The organism is Methylocaldum sp., assembly GCF_039794385.1.
GTDB lineage: Bacteria > Pseudomonadota > Gammaproteobacteria > Methylococcales > Methylococcaceae > Methylocaldum.
Window position 1 is genome coordinate 1 of record NZ_JBDIVO010000069.1, and the last position, 17,758, is coordinate 17,758.

Consider the following 17,758-nt stretch of genomic DNA (forward strand, 5'->3'; position numbering starts at 1 on the left):
TCGAGGCGGTGACCACTTCCAGTACGATTTCGGTGTACAGGAAGTTCATCCAGTACGTCTCGAATTCCGGTGCGAACGAATCCAGACCGGCGGACCAGCCGTAGACCCCTTCATACCACCGAACCCAAAAATAAAAGACCGTGTACAGCATGAACGCAAAAGTCAGCCACTTTACGTTAAGTAAGGGTTGCTCTTTTGCTTCCACGCCACCTGCTGTTGTAGCAGCCATAGTTTTACCTCCATTGCTTGTTGTTAATTGCCAATGAATGCCAGAGTACGTACGTGACATCTCTGACCCCGATTTAGAGTAAAGCTGCACAAAAAAATTCCGATCCGTAGGAAGAAATTTTTAACTGTGCGGCTTCTGCGTTGAAAATACGGAGAAGCCCTTCGAAACCCTAAATACAGGGCCTATCCCGATACTTTTCGGCGTACGGCAGGTTTGTCGGAACGCCCAACCGCAGCCAATGGTATCGAGTCAATACTGTATGCTCGGCTTATAAGTGATGTCAACTAGGATGTGTCAATTATTTTTCGACGAAGTTGATGGCAGGATTTGGTGCCGATCGGATCGGGCTGACAGGCTCGGATCGTCGATTTTTACGCTGAGATGTTGCGGGGTCTGGCTGGGTCGCCCAGCTTTATCACCAGCGGCAATCAGATAGACGTCCATGACACCGTAGTAGCTGATCACGAAGCGTTCGAAGAATCGAGCCAGCGGGCTATGGATGTTTTCTCGTTCAGTGATGGTCAATACGGTGCCGTCGCCATCTTCCGCAAGTTCGTAAATCCAAGTACCGTTTGAAAAACAAGCTAAAAGAGGTGATCTGCCAGCGTGGCGACGGGCTCGACTCGTGTACTTTGCGTATTCGGTTTGTCCATTATGCGGAAGTGGGCGGGTTTTTCGTTCCGTGATCAGGATGATAAGATCGGCCTAATGTAAAGCGGATTGTTTGTGGCTCATTCATAAGCCAGCCATGAGAAGGGAGGCGCTTGATCGGCGAGGCGGTAGTACCGGCGCAGCTATTGGTACTGATGCAAGTCCACCGCAAGACCGTCGATCCGTGTTTTATGAAATCCGTCAATCATGCGACCACAGTTATTCCCTCTATGAAGCCCCGTTATTCCTATTCGGCGGGATCTCCTATTCCGCATGGAGTTCATTTGCACAAAGGCGGGGTGAATTTCTCCCTGTTTAGTCGGCATGCGACCCGCGTTTGGTTGCTTTTGTTCGAAGATGTGCATGCCAGCAAGCCGTTTCAAGTCATCGAGCTCGATTCGCAACATCATAAGACCGGCGACATGTGGCATATCTGTGTCCTGGGGGCAGGAAGGAATCTAGTTTACGCCTTTCGCGTCGATGGGCCTTTTGCACCTGAACAAGGACATCGTTTCGATTCGACGAAAATGCTGCTGGATCCGTACGCGACGGCGCTTGCCACGCCGCTACAGTGGAATTTTGCCGGTTTTTCTCCTCATGCCAAACCAACTGCGCTCGCTGATTCCGAGCGAGAAAACCCGGTGGCCGCCAAAAATCTTGTTACCGGCAACGGCTTTGACTGGGAGGACGATCGACCACTTTATCATCCATGGTCTAGCCTGGTGATTTACGAAACGCATGTACGCGGTTTGACGGTGCACCCATCGTCCGGCGTCAGGTCGCCGGGCAGTTATCTTGGTCTTATCGAAAAAATTTCGTACTTCAAACGGATCGGGATCACGGCCGTTGAGCTAATGCCTTTGCAGGAGTTCAATCCTAATGAGGTTACCGCGGTTAATCCTCTGACCGGAGAGAGACTCCGCAATTACTGGGGCTACAACACTATCGCTTTTTTCGCGCCTTTCGAGGGGTATGGCAGTCGTCTGTATCCCGGCTGTCAGGTCGACGAATTCAAGACGATGGTCAAAGCCCTGCACAAAGCCGGAATCGAGGTGCTGCTCGATGTTGTGTTCAACCACACGGCGGAAGGCGATGAAACCGGACCGACGCTCAACTTCCGCGGTCTGGACAACAGCATTTATTACTTGCTGGAAGACGATAAAAGTCGCTACAAGAATTTCTCCGGTTGCGGCAATACCATGAACTGCAACCATCCCGTGGTTCGCAACTACATTCTCGACTGTCTGCGGTATTGGGTCGTGGAAATGCACGTGGACGGTTTCCGCTTCGATCTGGCCTCTATTTTGGGGCGAGACCGCAACGGCCATCTGGTGGCCAACGCGCCGCTCTTGGAGCAGATTGCCGAGGACCCGATTCTGCGCGACGTAAAGCTGATCGCCGAGGCTTGGGATGCGGGCGGCGCCTACTTGGTCGGACGTTTTCCCGGAGAGCGCTGGTCGGAGTGGAACGGCCAATATCGTGACGACGTGCGGCGCTACTGGCGCGGCGATCTCGGCACGGCCGGAGCTTTTGCCAGCCGATTATGCGGCAGCGCCGATCTTTACGAGCATAGCGGGAAGGCGACGGTTAACAGCATCAACTTCGTGACCTGTCACGACGGGTTTACGCTGAACGATCTGGTGAGCTACGAGTACAAACACAATCTGGCCAATGGCGAAGAGAATCGGGACGGTTCGAACGATAATCACAGCGCCAACTACGGCGTGGAAGGTCCGACCGACGATCCGATCATCAATCGAATTCGGCTCAGGCAGATGAAGAACTTCATCGCCACGCTTTTCGTTTCCCGCGGGGTGCCGATGATTTTGGGCGGAGATGAGTTCTGTCGCACTCAACTAGGCAACAACAACGCTTATTGCCAGGACAACGAGATTTCCTGGTACGACTGGAGGTTGCTGGCGCGGAATCAAGAATTCTTCGAATTCGTGCGGAATATGATCGCCTTTCGCGCGCGTCACCCGGTTCTGTCGTCGGAAAGGTTCTATAGGCCAGAAGACGTGAGCTGGTTCAATCCGTCCGGGCAGGTTCCCGACTGGCATTCGGAGAGCGCGGTGGGATGTCGGATTTATGCGGAAAAAGAAGGAGGGCAAGACCTTTGTCTGCTCTTCAATCCGCTGACCTATGCGACAAACTTCGTACTGCCGGATCTGCCGCACGATTCGGCTTGGCTTAGGGTGATCGATACCAGTGCCGCGCCGCCTTTCGATATTTGCCGGCCGGGCGACGGCATCCCGTTCGGCGGAAACTCATCCATTCGGATCGAGGAGCGCAGTATGATCGTGTTGCTTGCGGAGCGTAATCGCTAGTCTGAAAATGAAAACGGCCGGCTGTCCCGGCCGTCTTGCGTTTCTAAGACATGTACGAAACATTCACGGCGTTACCGTTTGAGTGGCCGAAAACTGATTTCCTTTATTGTCTCGAATTTCGGCTTTCAACTCTCCGGCCGTTTCCGGCACGAAATAGAAGCGGAAATTCGGGTCGGCGCTGATGGCGATATCGGTCTGTGCCGTGAGAACCGGTTTGTCGTTGAAGCTGACTTTTAGTTCTTCCACGAAGTGAGCCGGCTTGATCATCCGGGTCAATTGATCCATCTGCAGGCCGGTGATGTTCGGATGACTGATGAGCAGTTGAGCCAAATTCGGCTGTTGCAAGGCTGCTTTTTCATTGTCCAGCTTGAACTTCATCTTGCCCATGCGTGCCATGGCTGCCTCAAGATCGGTGCCTATGGGGGCCGAGCAGCCGCCGCTCGCTTTGACGAACACTTTGTTCATATGGAGCTTGCCGTCATTGGTCTCGGCGATGGCGCGAATATGGGTGTAGGCGTTGACGCGTACCCGCATGGCCAGGTCGGCTTTTCCGCTGTCCGGTGTGAAGTGGAAGTTGGCGGAGAATGGAACCGGGTTGTTGTCGATGATCAAGGTCACGGTCTTGATGTATCGATCCTTGGTCTGCGGAATCTTGCTGTTGATCTGGATCGGTACCAGGGCCGGATCTTCTGCGCGATAAGGGGCGGTCAATTCGATGATTTGGTTGCCCTCTTCGATTGCGCGGTCGCCGAAAAATTTTTGTCTGAGTCCGCCGTTCCAGGCCGCTTCTTCCTCGCCGGCGGCGAACGCGGAGCCGGTTACTGCTAGTAAGTAGGCCAAGGCTAACCATAGGCCTTTGTTTAACGCTATCAATTGTTTCATTGAGTTACTCTCCGGGTAAGTGTTCGGGGATTTAGTCGTCTTCCCACTCCAGTTCGGCGAATGCAGTGGAAATATTCCTCTTATGGAACTCGTCGAACAGTTGCCAGTCATCGCGGGCCGATAAACCGACGTTCTCCATGGCATCCTCCATGGTTTTGTCATCTTTGATGAACGCTCTGATCTCGGACTGCAAAGTCTTGAGATAGCGCTCCTCGGGCTCCAATGCTCCAGGCCAATCGGCCGAAACCGGGCCGTGTCCCGGTATTGCCAGCTTGGCATCGATCGTTTTGAGTTGCTCGATCGTCGCGAGCCAGCCATTGAGGCTTCCGTCAACCACGGGTAAATGCCCCATGAACAGGAGATCGGCAAGCCAAAGGGTCTTGGTTTGAGCATCGTAAATGCTGAGATCGTTGTCGGTGTGGGATGTCTTGTGTGCCCTCAAAAGCAGCGTTCTGGCGCCGAGCTCTAGCACGAGCGTGTCCCGAACCGAATGATCGGGCGGCACGAAGTTCTCGATCTTTAAACTGAAGCCGAGATCGCGCTCGGCCTTTTCTTGATAAAAGGGCGCGCGCATGGCCATGGCTTCGGCAAGCTTGTGATGGCCGATGAAACTGACGCCGGGCTGTTTGAATGCGATATTGCCGTAGATGTGATCCGGATGGACGTGGGTGTTGATGACGTAGCAGATCGGAATCGTGGTGATGGATTCGATGGCGCTTCTCAAGGCATGGCCTTGCTCCGGGCTGCCCCCGGTATCAATCACCGCCACGCAACGCTGGCCGACTATGAAGCCGATATTGGCGATCTCGCCGCCGTTGTGGCTATCCGGCAGTTCGTGGACGCCCTGGTGAACGTAAATGCCCGGCGCGACCTGCTGAAGCGAGAGTTTGGGGATGTCGGTCTGGGCAGGGGCGTTTAGCGCGGTGAGCGACAGGATGAGCGCAATAACTGGAACTTTCATTAAGGTCTTGTGTCTTTTTCGTTGGCGATCAATAGATCGAGCAAAGCGCGGCTGGCCCGCGACCGCATTTTCGCTTCGGGCGCGATGATGTTCAACTGCCAGCGGAGGCCATCGGGCGGGTTGATCCGCCGTGATACCAAGCTGTTATTTTCATGGCGCATGGCCTGAATGGAGGCAAAACCGATACCGAGTCCGGCCCGGACAGACTCTTTCACGCCCGCGACGCCCATCACCTCGATATTGACCGGCGCCGTAATATGCGCTTCGGCCAACGCGGTTTCGACGACTTGCCTCGCACCCGATCCCGGTTCGCGCCAGATGATTTGGTAGCGGGTAAAAACATCGAGAGGAACGGCCTCCGGATAAATTTCCGCGATTTCATGATTCTGGGGGACGATCAGCACGATTTCGTCCTCTTTCCACGGCAGCATGCGGAATGGCGCGGATAACTGCTCGGTCGCGACCGGGCCTTCGATGAAAGCCAAATCCAACTCCGGAAGATTTTGCACGATTTCTTGGGTATTGCCGGTATTGATATACACATGCACGCCGGGGTAGTCGGTTTGGAGTCTCACGACGTATTCGGGTAGGTAATAGCTGGCGATGGTCATCGTCGAGCCGATGCGCAAGGTTCCGACGTTGACCTGCTGTAAGCGGCGGATGTAGTCCTTCGCCTCGCGATAGTCGCGTTCCATGCGTTCGGCGTATTCGAGTAGACCTTGGCCTGCCGGTGTCAAAACGATTTGATGGCCGACTCGCTCGTACAGCGGTTCTCCGACGGCATCCTGAAGTAACTTCAGCTGCCCGGAGACGGCCGGTTGGCCTAGATTCAGCTGTTCAGCGGCTCGAGTGATGCTTTTCAGCTTTGCCACGATCGCAAAGGTCAGGAGAGACTGCAGGTTCATACATGATTCTGCATAAATATGCGTAACATCATGAAAAGTAATGGAAAATTCATGAATATCGATTTGAATTTGATGGACCCATCCGCTACAGTCGCGTACACCGATTCGACTACCCGCTAGAACGCGTTGTTTCTGCCGATGTTGAGGGCGCTGGGCCCGAGAACGGCTGTTTCCGAAGCACTATATTAAAGGTATGCACCGTATGACCACAGCTCCGGTTGCTTTTAAGAAAGTCAAGAAAAATAAGAGGATGGCGCCCAAGGGGCGCCCGATCGACCTCAAGGCCTTGGAGGAGATTCGTGCCTTGCTCGGCGAAGCGCCGCGTCGCCGGGATTTGCTGATCGAGCATCTGCATAAGATTCAGGATGCCTACAAGTATATTTCCGCAAAACATGTCGTTGCCTTGGCCCATGAGATGAAGCTTTCTCCAGCCGAGGTGTATGAGGTCGCTACCTTCTACCATCATTTCGATGTGGTCAAAGAGAACGAGACGCCTCCGCCGCCCTTGACGGTGCGCGTTTGCGAGTCGGTTTCCTGTGAAATGGCCGGCGCCAAGCCGTTGCTGGAAGCACTTCAAAAAGGGCTGGGAGAAGGGGTCCGCGTGATTCCGGCACCATGCGTCGGACGTTGCCAGCATGCGCCGGTTGCCGTGGTGGGGCAAAATCCGATCGATAATGCCAACGAAGAAACAGTACAGCAGGCGGTTGTCAGCAGGGCGGTCGAAGCCGAGGTCCCGGCTTACATCGATTATTCCCAGTATATCGCTCAGGGCGGATACCAAACCCTGAAGGCATGCATCGAAGGCAAGCGCAACCGCGAGTGGGCGATTAATGCCATGGAGCATTCCGGTTTGCGCGGTCTGGGCGGCGCCGGTTTTCCGGCGGGACGCAAGTGGCGGATCGTCAGTAGCTATCCGGGGCCGAGGCTCATGGCAGTGAACATCGACGAGGGCGAGCCGGGCACTTTCAAGGATCGCCATTACCTGGAAAGCGATCCTCACCGTTTTCTCGAAGGTATGCTGATCGCCGCGTGGGCGGTCGACATCAGCGAGATCTATATCTATCTTCGCGACGAGTATGCCGCCTGCCGCAAGATTCTTACCGAAGAACTGGCCAAGCTGCAGAGCAATCCGCCTTCCGCAACACACCTGATTCCGCCGATTCATCTACGGCGGGGGGCCGGCGCCTACATCTGTGGCGAGGAGTCGGCAATGATCGAATCCATCGAGGGCAAGCGCGGCATGCCGCGGCTCCGTCCTCCCTTCGTTGCCGAAGTCGGTTTGTTCGGCCGTCCCACGCTGGAGCACAACATGGAGACGGTGTTCTGGGTGCGCGACATTCTGGAGAAGGGACCCGAGTGGTTCTCTTCGTTCGGGCGGCACGGCCGTAAAGGATTGCGTTCGTTCTCGGTCAGCGGGCGCGTGCAGAAACCGGGAGTTCATCTGGCCCCCGCCGGTATCACCGTGCGCGAGCTGATCGACGAATACTGCGGCGGCATGCTGCCGGGACACGAGTTCTACGGCTACTTCCCCGGCGGCGCTTCCGGCGGAATTCTGCCGGCATCCATGGGCGATATTCCGCTGGATTTCGACACCTTGAATCAGTACGGCTGTTTTATCGGCTCCGCTGCCGTCGTCATCCTGTCCAACCAGGACAGCGCCAAGGCGATGGCGATCAACGCCATGAAGTTTTTCGAGGAAGAATCGTGCGGTCAATGCACGCCTTGCCGGGTCGGTACCGGCAAGGCGGTCAGGCTCATGCAAAAGGACCAATGGGACAAGCCCTTGCTGGACGACATCTCCAAGGTGATGACCGATGCATCCATCTGCGGCCTTGGTCAGGCGGCGGCAAATCCCTTGCAGTGCGTGTTCAAGTATTTCCCCCAAGAGCTTGAAAAGTAAGCGAGCTGAAATCCGTAGGAACGAGATATGGTTGCCAATCCCAAAGATTTAAAGACAGCGAAGACCGTCGGATTCAAGCTCGACGGCGAAGACATTCAGGCTTTCGAAGGCGAAACTATCCTTCAGGCGGCCAAGCGGCAGGGTAAGGAGATCCCGCATCTGTGTTACAAAGACGGCTACCGGCCGGACGGCAATTGTCGCGCCTGCGTGGTGGAGATCAAGGGCGAACGTGTCCTGGCGCCGTCCTGTTGCCGTTATCCGCAGGAAGGGATGGATGTATCGAGCACGAGCGAGAGGGCTCGCACTTCTCAAAAGCTGGTGCTGGAGCTTCTGCTCTCCGATATGCCGGAGCAAGGCAAATCGCCTTATAACCCTCATTCCGAGCTGGATTTCTGGGCAGACAAGCTGGAGGTCGGGAACCCTCGATTCCCCGGTCGAGGGCAGCCGGCTCCCGATTTTTCGCACCCCGCCATCGCCGTGAATCTGGACGCCTGCATCCAGTGCACGCGTTGCGTGCGGGCCTGCCGCGAAGAGCAGATGAATGACGTGATCGGCTACGCGTTCCGCGGGCATCACTCCAAGATCGTTTTCGATCAGGACGACCCGATGGGCGAGAGTACCTGCGTGGCCTGCGGTGAATGCGTGCAGGCGTGCCCGACCGGTGCCTTGATGCCGTCCAAGAATGTCGGCCTGGTCGAACCCGACAAGAAGATCGATTCCACCTGCCCTTACTGCGGCGTCGGGTGTCTTCTGACCTTCAACGTCAAGGACAACAAGATCCTTTACGTCGATGGACGCGACGGCGATACCAATCACAGCCGTCTCTGCGTCAAGGGTCGGTTCGGTTTCGATTACGTCCACAATCCCTTGCGCCTGACCAAGCCTCTGATCCGCAAGGAAGGCGTGGCGAAGACCACGGAACTGCTCGATCCTAAGGACATCGAGCAGGTCTTCCGTGAGGCGACCTGGGAGGAAGCACTGGATTTCGCCGCTTCCGGACTCCGCAAGATTCGTGACGAGAAGGGCCCCCAAGCTTTGGCCGGCTTTGGCTCGGCCAAAGGCAGCAACGAAGAGGCTTATTTGTTCCAGAAACTGGTGCGTACCGGCTTCGGCACCAATAACGTCGATCATTGCACCCGCTTGTGTCATGCCTCGTCGGTTGCGGCTTTGCTGGAGTGCATCGGTTCCGGCGCGGTATCGAATCCGGTGGAAGATGTCGCGAAGGCCGAGGTCATCGTCCTCATCGGGTCCAATCCCACGGTCAATCACCCGGTTGCGGCCACGTGGTTCAAGAATGCAGTGCGGAACGGCACCAAGCTCATCGTGATGGATCCGATCCGCACGGAAATTTGTCGCTTCGCGACCTATTCGCTGCAGTTCCGTCCGGATACCGACGTGGCCTTGCTCAACGCGATCATGCATACCATCGTTGCGGAAGGCCTATACAACGAGGAATACATCCGAAAGCACACCGAAGGCTTCGAACAGCTGAGAGAGCACCTGAAGGACTACAATCCTGACCTGATGGCTCCCGTGTGCGGCATCCCAGCGGAAACCATCAAGGAGGTGGCTCGTCTTTATGCCAAGTCCAAGGCGGCGATGATCCTCTGGGGAATGGGGGTGTCCCAGCACGTCCACGGTACCGACAATGCCCGTTGCTTGATCTCTCTCGCTCTGATGACCGGCCAGATCGGCCGTCCGGGCACCGGTTTGCATCCGCTGCGCGGACAAAACAACGTGCAGGGTGCGTCCGATGTGGGGCTTATCCCCATGGTCTATCCGGATTATCAGCCGGTCGGCGATGCCGAAGTCCGCGCAAAGTTCGAAAAGCTGTGGAGTACTCAACTCGACCCCAAGCCAGGCCTTACCGTGGTCGAAATCATCCATGCCATCCATGATGGCAAGCTGAACGGTCTCTATATCGAGGGTGAAAACCCGGCCATGTCCGATCCCAATCAGAACCACGCCCGCGAAGCCTTGGCGATGCTGGAGCACTGCGTGGTGCAGGACATCTTCCTGACCGAAACGGCCGGCTTCGCCGACGTGATTCTGCCGGCCTCGGCTTTCCCAGAAAAGACCGGGACCTTTACCAATACGGATCGCCGTGTTCAGTTGGGACGGCAAGCCATCGACCCGCCGGGCGACGCTCGACAGGACTGGTGGATCATTCAGGAAATCGCGCGGCGTATGGGGTTGGACTGGAATTACTCCGGCCCTAAGGATGTGTTCAACGAAATGCGCCAGGCGATGGGCAGCATCGCCGGTATTACCTGGGACCGGCTGGAGCGGGACGACTCCGTCATCTACCCGTGCGAGCAAGAGGGTGATCCCGGTGAACCGGTCATTTTTGTGGATGAGTTTCCGCGCAAGGGCGGCAAGGGATTGTTCGTTCCTGCGGTATTCAGCCGCGCGAACGAACTGCCCGACAATGACTATCCGTTTGTCTTCATTACCGGCCGGCAGCTCGAGCACTGGCATACCGGCAGTATGACCCGGCATGCGAGCGTTCTGGATGCGATCGAGCCCGATCCGGTTGTCTCGATTCATCCGCTCGACTTGGAAGCCTTGGGCGGCAAGCCGGGCGAATTGATTACCATCGAATCGAGGCGCGGCAAGATCTCCGCCTATGCGAGGGGCGATACTGGGTTGCAGCCGGGAAGCTTATTCATGGCCTTCTGTTACAACGAAGCCTCGGCCAATCTGATCACCAACGAGGCGTTGGATCCCTACGGTAAAATACCTGAATTCAAGTTCTGCGCCGTCAAAGTTACACCCGGCGGCAAGTTGTCCGAACGGATCAGTTAATCGATAGATTGATCTAGGGCAGCCCTGACGGCGGATTTGTCGTCAGGGCTTTCTTGCGTGTTGCCCAAAAAACCCGTCTAACCGTGCTGTGCCGGGCTTCGCAGCAGTTCTTGCATTATTGACTTTTAATCCGAAATACTTCAACTTACGCACGCAGACGGGCTTGTCGGGGAATTTCCACGAGTACCTTAGGGAATGTTTCCTTACGCAACATAAAATCCGTCCTATTGTTTTTAGGGTAACTTATCGTTAACAAAACGTACTCTGTGTATACAGAATACGAGGAGGAAAAGAGATGAAAAAACCCGTGAAAAGTTGGCTGGTCGCAACGTCGGTCGCATCGTTGCTGGCAGCCCCGGGGATTTCCCAAGCCAATACCGAAGTCGAAGCCCTCACGAAGGACCCCAAGAACTTCGCGAGTTGGGGCGGGGATTACTATGGCATGCGCTACAGCGCGCTGGACCAGATCAATAATAAGAACGTAAAGGATCTTCAGCCTGTCTGGACTTTCTCGACCGGCATGCTGCGTGGTCACGAAGGTGGCCCTCTCGTCATCAATGATGTGATCTATATTCAGACGCCTTACCCGCACAAGGTTTATGCGCTGGATCAAGGCACTCAGTCCGTAATCTGGGAGTACTCTTACTCACCCGATAAGGATGTCGATCCCAACCAGGTTATCTCGGTCATGTGCTGCGACGTGGTAAACCGTGGTCTCGCGTACGGCGACGGCAAGATCTTCCTGGCTCAGGGTGACGCTACGCTGGTTGCCTTGGACGCCAAGACCGGCAAAGTGGTGTGGAAGACCAAGAACGGCGAACCCAAGCTCGGCATGACCAGCACCAACGCTCCGCTGGTGGTAAAGGATAAGGTCATCACCGGTATCGCCGGCGGCGAGTTTGGTGTGCGCGGTTTCCTCGCGGCTTACAACATCAAAGACGGTACCTTGGCTTGGAAAGCCTACAGCATGGGTCCGGATTCCGACATCAAGGTCGATCCGGAAAAGACCATGACCTGGACCGACGGCAAAATGGCGCCGGTCGGCAAGGACTCCAGCGTGAAAACCTGGGAAGGCGATCAGTGGAAGCTCGGCGGTGGCACCACCTGGGGCTGGTACAGCTACGATCCGAAACTCAATCTGGTCTACTACGGCTCCGGCAACCCCGGTACCTGGAATCCGAGTCAGCGTCCCGGCGACAACAAATGGTCGATGACCCTCTGGGCTCGCGATGCGGATACCGGCGTGGCCAAGTGGGTTTATCAGATGACCCCGCACGACGAATGGGACTATGACGGCATCAATGAGACGCCCTTGATCGATCTGAAAATGACCGACAAGAACGGCAAGGAGCACGACAAGTTGATCGTCCACTTCGATCGTAACGGTTTCGGCTATACGCTCGACCGTGAAACCGGCGAGCTTCTGGTTGCCGAGAAATTCGACAAGGCCGTCAACTGGGCCAGCCACGTCGACATGAAGACCGGCCGTCCGCAGGTGGTCGACCAATACAGCACGCACAAGGGCGGTCCCGACCACAACACCACAGGGATCTGCCCGGCCGCTCTGGGTAGCAAGGACCAGCAGCCGATCGCGTTCTCGCCCCGGACCAATTTGGTCTATATTCCGGGCAACCACGTGTGCATGAACTACGAGCCTTTCGAAGTCGAGTACACGGCAGGTCAGCCGTACGTCGGCGCGACTCTCACCATGTTCCCGGCCGGTGTTGACGCCAAGACCGGCGAGAAGAACGGTTCGCATAACCTCGGCGTATTCACCGCCTGGGATCCGACGACCGGCAAGATCGTTTGGGCTAAGGACGAACCGTTCTCCGTATGGAGTGGCGCGGTTGCAACCGCTGGCGATGTCGTGTTCTACGGCACCTTGGAAGGCTACTTGAAAGCGGTTGACGCCAAGACCGGCCAAGAACTTTACAAGTTCAAGACCCCGTCGGGCATCATCGGCAACGTCAACACCTGGAGCTACAAAGGCAAGCAGTATGTCGGCGTTATGTCGGGTCTCGGTGGCTGGGCCGGTATCGGTATGGCCGCTGGCCTCGAAGGCGAAAGCGAAGGGTTGGGTGCTGTAGGCGCATACCGTAGCCTCAGCAACTACACCAAACTGGGCGGCGTATTCACCGTATTCGCTCTGCCTAACAAATAAATCTAAAGCGTTAGTTGTATAGTACGCCCTGGCTGATTCGTCAGCCGGGGCGTTCTTTTTGTAGTGGTTTTGAATGCCGAATTTTTACGTTTACTCTTGGTCTTAAAGACGTTTGTTCAAGCTATAAAGGAGTCCTTCATGACCGTTAGGTGCGATACCCGTCGGGCAGTGGTGCTTTTGGCGTCATTGTTGATGCCTTTTTCCGTGGCTCAAGCGGATAAAGATGCTTTCAAGGTTTGCGCAGACCCGAACAATCCACCTTTCTCAGATAAGAACGGTCATGGTTTCGAGAACAAAATTGCCGAGCTGTTCGCTAAGGAGTTGGGAAAAAAAGTCGAATACACCTGGTTCCCGCAGCGGATCGGCTTCATTCGGAATACTTTAAAAGCGCAATTGCCGGACTCCGACGAATACAAGTGCGACGTGGTGATGGGCGTGCCTACCGGATATGAGCTCGCCGCGACCACCAAGCCTTATTACCGTTCGACGTATGCCTTGGTTTACCGGAAAAATCGCGGCTGGGACGACATCAAATCGCCCGAAGATCTTGAACGTCTTCCGGACGAACGGAAGAGCAAGCTGCGCATCGCCATGTTCGATGGAGCGCCAGGCACAACCTGGCTATTCAATCATCAACTCGCCGATCAAGGGATACCTTATCAAAGCATGTCGGGAGATGCGTCGGTCAATACCGCTCAGATTCTTGCGAAGGATTTCTCTGAAGGGAAAATCGATATGGTCATCGTTTGGGGGCCGATCGCCGGTTACCTCGTCACTCAAGGGAAACCCGGGGCTTTCGGGATGATACCCATGAAGTCGGAAGAGTCGGTCAAATTCGACTTCCCTATCTCGATGGCCGTCCGCTTTCCCGACAAGGAGCGGAAAGAGGAGTTGAACTCTTTGATCGAACGAAACGCGAAGAAGATCGAAGCGTTACTACACGAGTATCGCGTGCCCTTGGTCGATCAGAATGGAAACCTGATCGAAGCGGCAAATAAAAGAAAAAAATAAGATATGGCGGGAGGGGCAGGGCGGTGAAGCCTTGCCCCTGCCTCGTTATGACGGTTCCGGTAAACCGGGGTTTTTCAGCTTTCTCGCCGCATGTGCGGGAAGAGAATGACGTCGCGGATCGAGGGCGAATCGGTGAAGAACATTACTAACCGGTCTATGCCGATGCCCTCGCCCGCGGTCGGCGGCAGCCCGTATTCCAAAGCGCGGATATAGTCCGCATCGTAGTGCATCGCTTCTTCATCCCCGGCATCCTTGTCTGCAACCTGTTTTTTGAACCGCTCCGCTTGATCTTCCGGGTCGTTCAGCTCCGAGAAGCCATTGGCGATTTCCCGTCCGCCGATGAACAGCTCGAATCGGTCGGTCACGAATGCATTCTGATCGTTGCGGCGGGCCAGGGGCGATGTTTCGGTGGGATATTCCGTGATGAATACCGGACCCATCAGTCGATGCTCTACGGTTTTCTCGAAAATCTCGGTCTGGAGTTTGCCTAGACCATCGCCTGGGGTGACGAGATAACCCAGGCGCTCCGCAACTTGGGCCGCCCGATCGCGATCGGCGAGATCCTCAGCCGTCAGGTCCGGATTGTAGCGAAGAATCGATTCGAGTACGGTCAGCCGTTCGAACGGCTGCGCCAAATCGTAACTTTGACTCTCGTGTACGACGGTGGCGCTTCCGAAGAGCTTAACGGCTAGGCCGCGTAGCATTTCCTCGGACAAGTCCATCAAGTCCCGGTAGTCTGCATAGGCCTGATAGAACTCCAGCATCGTGAACTCCGGATTGTGCTTGGTGGACAATCCTTCGTTGCGGAAGCTGCGGTTGATCTCGAAAACCTTTTCGAACCCGCCGACGACGAGGCGCTTCAGGTAAAGCTCCGGCGCGATACGAAGATACAAATCCATATCGAGCGCGTTGTGATGGGTGATGAACGGCTTGGCCCGAGCTCCTCCCGGAATCACTTGCATCATCGGGGTTTCCACTTCGAGGAAGTCCCGCTCGAGCAGAAACTGCCGAATAAACTGAACGATGGTACTGCGCATCTTGAACACTCGCCGCGAATCCTCATTCATGACGAGGTCGACATAGCGCTGCCGGTGGCGGGTTTCTTCGTCCGTTAGGCCGTGAAATTTCTCCGGCAAGGGGCGCAGTGATTTGGTAAGAAGGCGAATGCCCGTGGCTCGTATGGACAGCTCGCCGGTCTTGGTTCGAAACGCCGTTCCCTCGACGCCGATGATATCGCCGATGTCCCAGTGCTTGAAGGCTTCATATTCGCCTTCCGGCAGGGCATCCTTCTGCAGGAAAATCTGAATGCGGCCGGACATGTCCTGAATATGGGCAAAGCTCGCCTTGCCCATCAGTCGCTTACCCATGAGTCGCCCGGCGGCTTTCACCCGGATGTTGCGCGTTTCGAGGGTGGCGCCATCCTCGTCCCCGTATTGGTCATGAAGTGCCTGTACCAGTGTGTTGCGCCGGAAATCGTTGGGGAAGGCAATGCCGCTCCGACGCAATTCAGTCAGTTTTTCCCGCCTCTGAGCGATGAGTTTGTTTTCGTCGAGTTGTTCGGTCATACCGTTTCTTGTTACGAAAATGTTTCAGGGAAAGCTCCGCTTGAGCGGAGTAAACCAGGCTGTTTGCGGCGGGCCGGGCATACTCCGACCGCCTTTAAGCCTCACAGGCCGCTTTTCAAGCTGGCTTCGATGAACATGTCCAGATCGCCGTCCAGCACGGCTTGCGGGTTGCCGGTTTCGACCCCGGTGCGCAAATCCTTGATCCTTGATTGGTCCAGTACGTACGAGCGAATCTGGCTGCCCCAGCCGATGTCGGACTTGGAATCTTCCAGTTTTTGCTTTTCCGCGTTGCGCTTCAGCATCTCCATCTCGTAGAGCTTCGCCCGAAGCTGTTTCATGCATCGGTCGCGGTTGGCGTGCTGGGACCGTTCGGTCTGGCACTGTACCACGATGCCGCTGGGAACGTGCGTGATGCGCACGGCGGATTCGGTTCGGTTGACGTGCTGTCCGCCGGCGCCGCTGGCCCGGTATACGTCGGTGCGGAGATCGGCCGGATTGATTTCGATATCGATCGTGTCGTCCACTTCGGGCGAAACGAATACCGAGGAGAACGAGGTATGCCGACGATTGCCGGAGTCGAACGGTGATTTTCGGACCAGACGGTGCACGCCGGTTTCGGTTCGCAGCCAGCCGTAGGCATATTCGCCCTCGAAGCGGATGGTAGCGCTCTTGATGCCGGCAACGTCACCGGGCGACTCTTCGATCAGTTCGGTCTTGAAGCCGCGGCGTTCGCCCCAGCGAAGATACATGCGTTCCAGCATTTCCGCCCAGTCCTGGGCCTCGGTGCCGCCGGACCCCGCCTGAATGTCGAGGAAGGCATTGTTCGGGTCCATTTCGCCGGCGAACATGCGCCGGAACTCGAGATCGGCTACCAGCTTTTCGAAGCGTTCGAGATCGGCAGCCACGGTGTCCACGGTTGCTTCGTCGTCTTCTTCCACCGCCAGTTCGAGGAGTTCCTCGGCGTCGTTCACGCCCTGCTCGATGCTGACCAGGTTGTTGACGACCGACTCGAGCTGCGTGCGCTCGCGTCCCAGATTTTGGGCCCTTTCGGGGTCGTCCCAGATCTTTGGGTCTTCCAGTTCCTTTAAAACTTCGTCCAGCCGCTCCCGTTTGGTATCGAAGTCAAAGGTACCCCCTAAGAGCTGCCTGGCGGCTCTTCAAGTCTTTGATTTGGTTGTAGAGGGGATTGAGTTCGCGCATGGTGAATGGTTTTCAGTATCCGGCGAAAAAACCGCGATAGTACTACAGATGAGCGAGAAGAAAAACGAGCGGAAGCGTGCGGCTCAACTCGGCATCAGTCCCAGCGCTCGTCTCGCACCTGAATCATGCCGTTTGCGATGCGGACCGGAAAGCACGGGAGGTCCTCATAGGCCGGGGGCTTGAGGACTTTGCCGGTCTTTAGGCAGAAGCGGGCGCCATGGCGAGGGCAGACGATTTCGCAGCCTTCCAGCCGGCCGCTCGCGATCTCGGCGCCATCGTGGGTACAGACATCCTCGACGGCATAATACTCGCCGTCGATCATGAATACGGCGACGTCGGTTCCGTCGACATCCACGACGACATGCTCGCCGTTTTGAAGACTGCCTTCACGGGCGACATCGATCCAGTCGGACATGAAACGACTCTCTCTTTATTCGGTACTGACGGTGTCGGCTTCGTTCTTGAGAGCCGCTTGCAACGAATGCCAGGCCAGGGTGGCGCATTTCACCCGGGCCGGGTAGGCGCGTACGCCCGACAGGACCGCCAGTTTGCCGATTTCTTCCAGGTTCACGGCGTCGTCGTTCTTGCCGGTGGTGATGCGATGGAACAGATCGAACAAGTGCTGGGCCTCGTCCTCGGTGTGGCCTTTGACGATTTCGGTCATGAGCGAGGCCGAGGCCGTCGAAATGGCGCAGCCCGAGCCTTGGAAGCTCACGTCCTCGATTACGCCGTCGTTGACTTTGACGTAAAGCGTGATTTTGTCGCCGCACAAGGGGTTGAACCCCTCGATCTTGCGGTTGGCGTCTTCCATCACCCGGAAATTGCGCGGGTTGCGGTTATGGTCGAATACGACTTCCTGATAGAGATCCCTGATCTGATCCAGCATTAGCCGAACACCTCGATGACTTTTCGAATACCGTCCACCAGGATATCGATTTCCTCGAAGGTATTGTAGAGCCCGAAGGAGGCGCGGGCGGTCGCGGGCACGCCGAAGAAGTCCATCACCGGCATGGCGCAATGGTGTCCTGCCCGGATGGCGATGCCGAGGTGATCCAGAATCGTGCCGATGTCGTGGGGGTGTATGCGCTCCAGCGTAAACGACAGGATGGCGCCTTTCCGTTCTGCGGTGCCGACGATAGTCAATTGCGGAATTTCGAGGGC

At 56.1% G+C, this 17,758-nt stretch carries 15 protein-coding genes; 5 read left to right on the plus strand and 10 right to left on the minus strand.

All coding sequences use genetic code 11. The annotated features are described in order from the left end of the window. Together ABJK70_RS08460 and ABJK70_RS08465 are read right to left on the minus strand one after the other, a co-directional pair. On the minus strand, positions 1 to 229 hold a 229-nt coding region (locus tag ABJK70_RS08460; protein ID WP_347257767.1), incomplete at its 3' end, for a methane monooxygenase/ammonia monooxygenase subunit C. A gap of 294 nt (positions 230 to 523) precedes the next feature. Continuing rightward, entirely contained in the window at positions 524 to 754 is a 231-nt protein-coding gene (locus ABJK70_RS08465) for a hypothetical protein (RefSeq protein WP_139841078.1), read from the minus strand. A gap of 239 nt (positions 755 to 993) precedes the next feature. Here ABJK70_RS08465 and glgX point away from each other — a divergent pair, with 239 nt between their 5' ends. Then, positions 994 to 3,207, plus strand: coding sequence for a glycogen debranching protein GlgX (glgX, locus tag ABJK70_RS08470; protein ID WP_347257768.1), 2,214 nt, complete (start codon positions 994 to 996; stop codon positions 3,205 to 3,207). 63 nt (positions 3,208 to 3,270) lie between these two features. Here the strand turns inward: glgX and ABJK70_RS08475 are convergent, their stop codons facing one another. From ABJK70_RS08475 to ABJK70_RS08485, 3 genes are read right to left on the minus strand one after another with little or no spacing between them, the layout of a single operon-like run. Next, complete coding sequence (locus tag ABJK70_RS08475) at positions 3,271 to 4,089, minus strand: quinoprotein dehydrogenase-associated SoxYZ-like carrier (protein WP_086134247.1); 819 nt, start codon at positions 4,087 to 4,089, stop codon at positions 3,271 to 3,273. Positions 4,090 to 4,120: 31 nt separating this feature from the next. Then, positions 4,121 to 5,050, minus strand: coding sequence for a quinoprotein relay system zinc metallohydrolase 2 (locus tag ABJK70_RS08480; RefSeq protein WP_347257769.1), 930 nt, complete (start codon positions 5,048 to 5,050; stop codon positions 4,121 to 4,123). Further along, on the minus strand, positions 5,050 to 5,955 hold the full coding sequence (locus tag ABJK70_RS08485) for a LysR substrate-binding domain-containing protein (protein ID WP_077730325.1): 906 nt from the start codon (positions 5,953 to 5,955) through the stop codon (positions 5,050 to 5,052). The genes ABJK70_RS08480 and ABJK70_RS08485 overlap by 1 nt, the downstream gene beginning before the upstream one ends. A gap of 202 nt (positions 5,956 to 6,157) precedes the next feature. Here ABJK70_RS08485 and ABJK70_RS08490 point away from each other — a divergent pair, with 202 nt between their 5' ends. The 4 genes from ABJK70_RS08490 to ABJK70_RS08505 all read left to right on the plus strand — a co-directional run bounded on the left by ABJK70_RS08490 (position 6,158) and on the right by ABJK70_RS08505 (position 13,832). Further along, positions 6,158 to 7,855, plus strand: coding sequence for an NAD(P)H-dependent oxidoreductase subunit E (locus ABJK70_RS08490; RefSeq protein ID WP_077730409.1), 1,698 nt, complete (start codon positions 6,158 to 6,160; stop codon positions 7,853 to 7,855). A gap of 27 nt (positions 7,856 to 7,882) precedes the next feature. Beyond that, positions 7,883 to 10,660 (plus strand): formate dehydrogenase subunit alpha, encoded by a 2,778-nt coding sequence (gene fdhF / locus ABJK70_RS08495; protein ID WP_347257770.1) that lies wholly within the window; start codon positions 7,883 to 7,885, stop codon positions 10,658 to 10,660. Between the two features lie 295 nt (positions 10,661 to 10,955). Next, complete coding sequence (locus ABJK70_RS08500) at positions 10,956 to 12,821, plus strand: methanol/ethanol family PQQ-dependent dehydrogenase (RefSeq protein WP_077730327.1); 1,866 nt, start codon at positions 10,956 to 10,958, stop codon at positions 12,819 to 12,821. 138 nt (positions 12,822 to 12,959) lie between these two features. Then, a complete protein-coding gene (locus tag ABJK70_RS08505) occupies positions 12,960 to 13,832 on the plus strand; it encodes a substrate-binding domain-containing protein (RefSeq protein ID WP_077730328.1) in 873 nt (290 codons plus the stop codon). A gap of 74 nt (positions 13,833 to 13,906) precedes the next feature. Here the strand turns inward: ABJK70_RS08505 and lysS are convergent, their stop codons facing one another. The 5 genes from lysS to ABJK70_RS08530 all read right to left on the minus strand — a co-directional run. Further along, positions 13,907 to 15,397: a lysine--tRNA ligase gene (lysS, locus tag ABJK70_RS08510; RefSeq protein WP_077730329.1), complete on the minus strand. Its 1,491-nt coding sequence runs from the start codon at positions 15,395 to 15,397 to the stop codon at positions 13,907 to 13,909. Between the two features lie 101 nt (positions 15,398 to 15,498). Further along, positions 15,499 to 16,597 (minus strand): peptide chain release factor 2 gene (gene prfB / locus ABJK70_RS08515; RefSeq protein ID WP_133719003.1). Its coding sequence is split into 2 segments (ribosomal slippage): positions 15,499 to 16,521 and positions 16,523 to 16,597, totalling 1,098 coding nucleotides; the frame shifts between segments, so codons are not numbered across the junction. A gap of 94 nt (positions 16,598 to 16,691) precedes the next feature. After that, positions 16,692 to 17,012 (minus strand): non-heme iron oxygenase ferredoxin subunit, encoded by a 321-nt coding sequence (locus ABJK70_RS08520; protein WP_077730331.1) that lies wholly within the window; start codon positions 17,010 to 17,012, stop codon positions 16,692 to 16,694. 15 nt (positions 17,013 to 17,027) lie between these two features. After that, positions 17,028 to 17,483, minus strand: a complete 456-nt coding sequence (gene sufU, locus ABJK70_RS08525) for a Fe-S cluster assembly sulfur transfer protein SufU (protein ID WP_347257771.1) — start codon at positions 17,481 to 17,483, stop codon at positions 17,028 to 17,030. Further along, positions 17,483 to 17,758: aminotransferase class V-fold PLP-dependent enzyme (locus tag ABJK70_RS08530; RefSeq protein WP_347257772.1), on the minus strand; the 276-nt coding region annotated here is incomplete at its 5' end. The genes sufU and ABJK70_RS08530, both read right to left, overlap by 1 nt.

Coding starts and splice junctions, on each gene's coding strand:
- ABJK70_RS08475 (WP_086134247.1), bottom strand. CDS start 4,089: ATGAAACAATTGATAGCGTTAAACAAAGGCCTATGGTTAGCCTTGGCC.
- ABJK70_RS08480 (WP_347257769.1), bottom strand. CDS start 5,050: ATGAAAGTTCCAGTTATTGCGCTCATCCTGTCGCTCACCGCGCTAAAC.
- ABJK70_RS08485 (WP_077730325.1), bottom strand. CDS start 5,955: ATGAACCTGCAGTCTCTCCTGACCTTTGCGATCGTGGCAAAGCTGAAA.
- ABJK70_RS08490 (WP_077730409.1), top strand. CDS start 6,158: ATGACCACAGCTCCGGTTGCTTTTAAGAAAGTCAAGAAAAATAAGAGG.
- fdhF (WP_347257770.1), top strand. CDS start 7,883: ATGGTTGCCAATCCCAAAGATTTAAAGACAGCGAAGACCGTCGGATTC.
- ABJK70_RS08500 (WP_077730327.1), top strand. CDS start 10,956: ATGAAAAAACCCGTGAAAAGTTGGCTGGTCGCAACGTCGGTCGCATCG.
- ABJK70_RS08505 (WP_077730328.1), top strand. CDS start 12,960: ATGACCGTTAGGTGCGATACCCGTCGGGCAGTGGTGCTTTTGGCGTCA.
- lysS (WP_077730329.1), bottom strand. CDS start 15,397: ATGACCGAACAACTCGACGAAAACAAACTCATCGCTCAGAGGCGGGAA.
- ABJK70_RS08520 (WP_077730331.1), bottom strand. CDS start 17,012: ATGTCCGACTGGATCGATGTCGCCCGTGAAGGCAGTCTTCAAAACGGC.
- sufU (WP_347257771.1), bottom strand. CDS start 17,483: ATGCTGGATCAGATCAGGGATCTCTATCAGGAAGTCGTATTCGACCAT.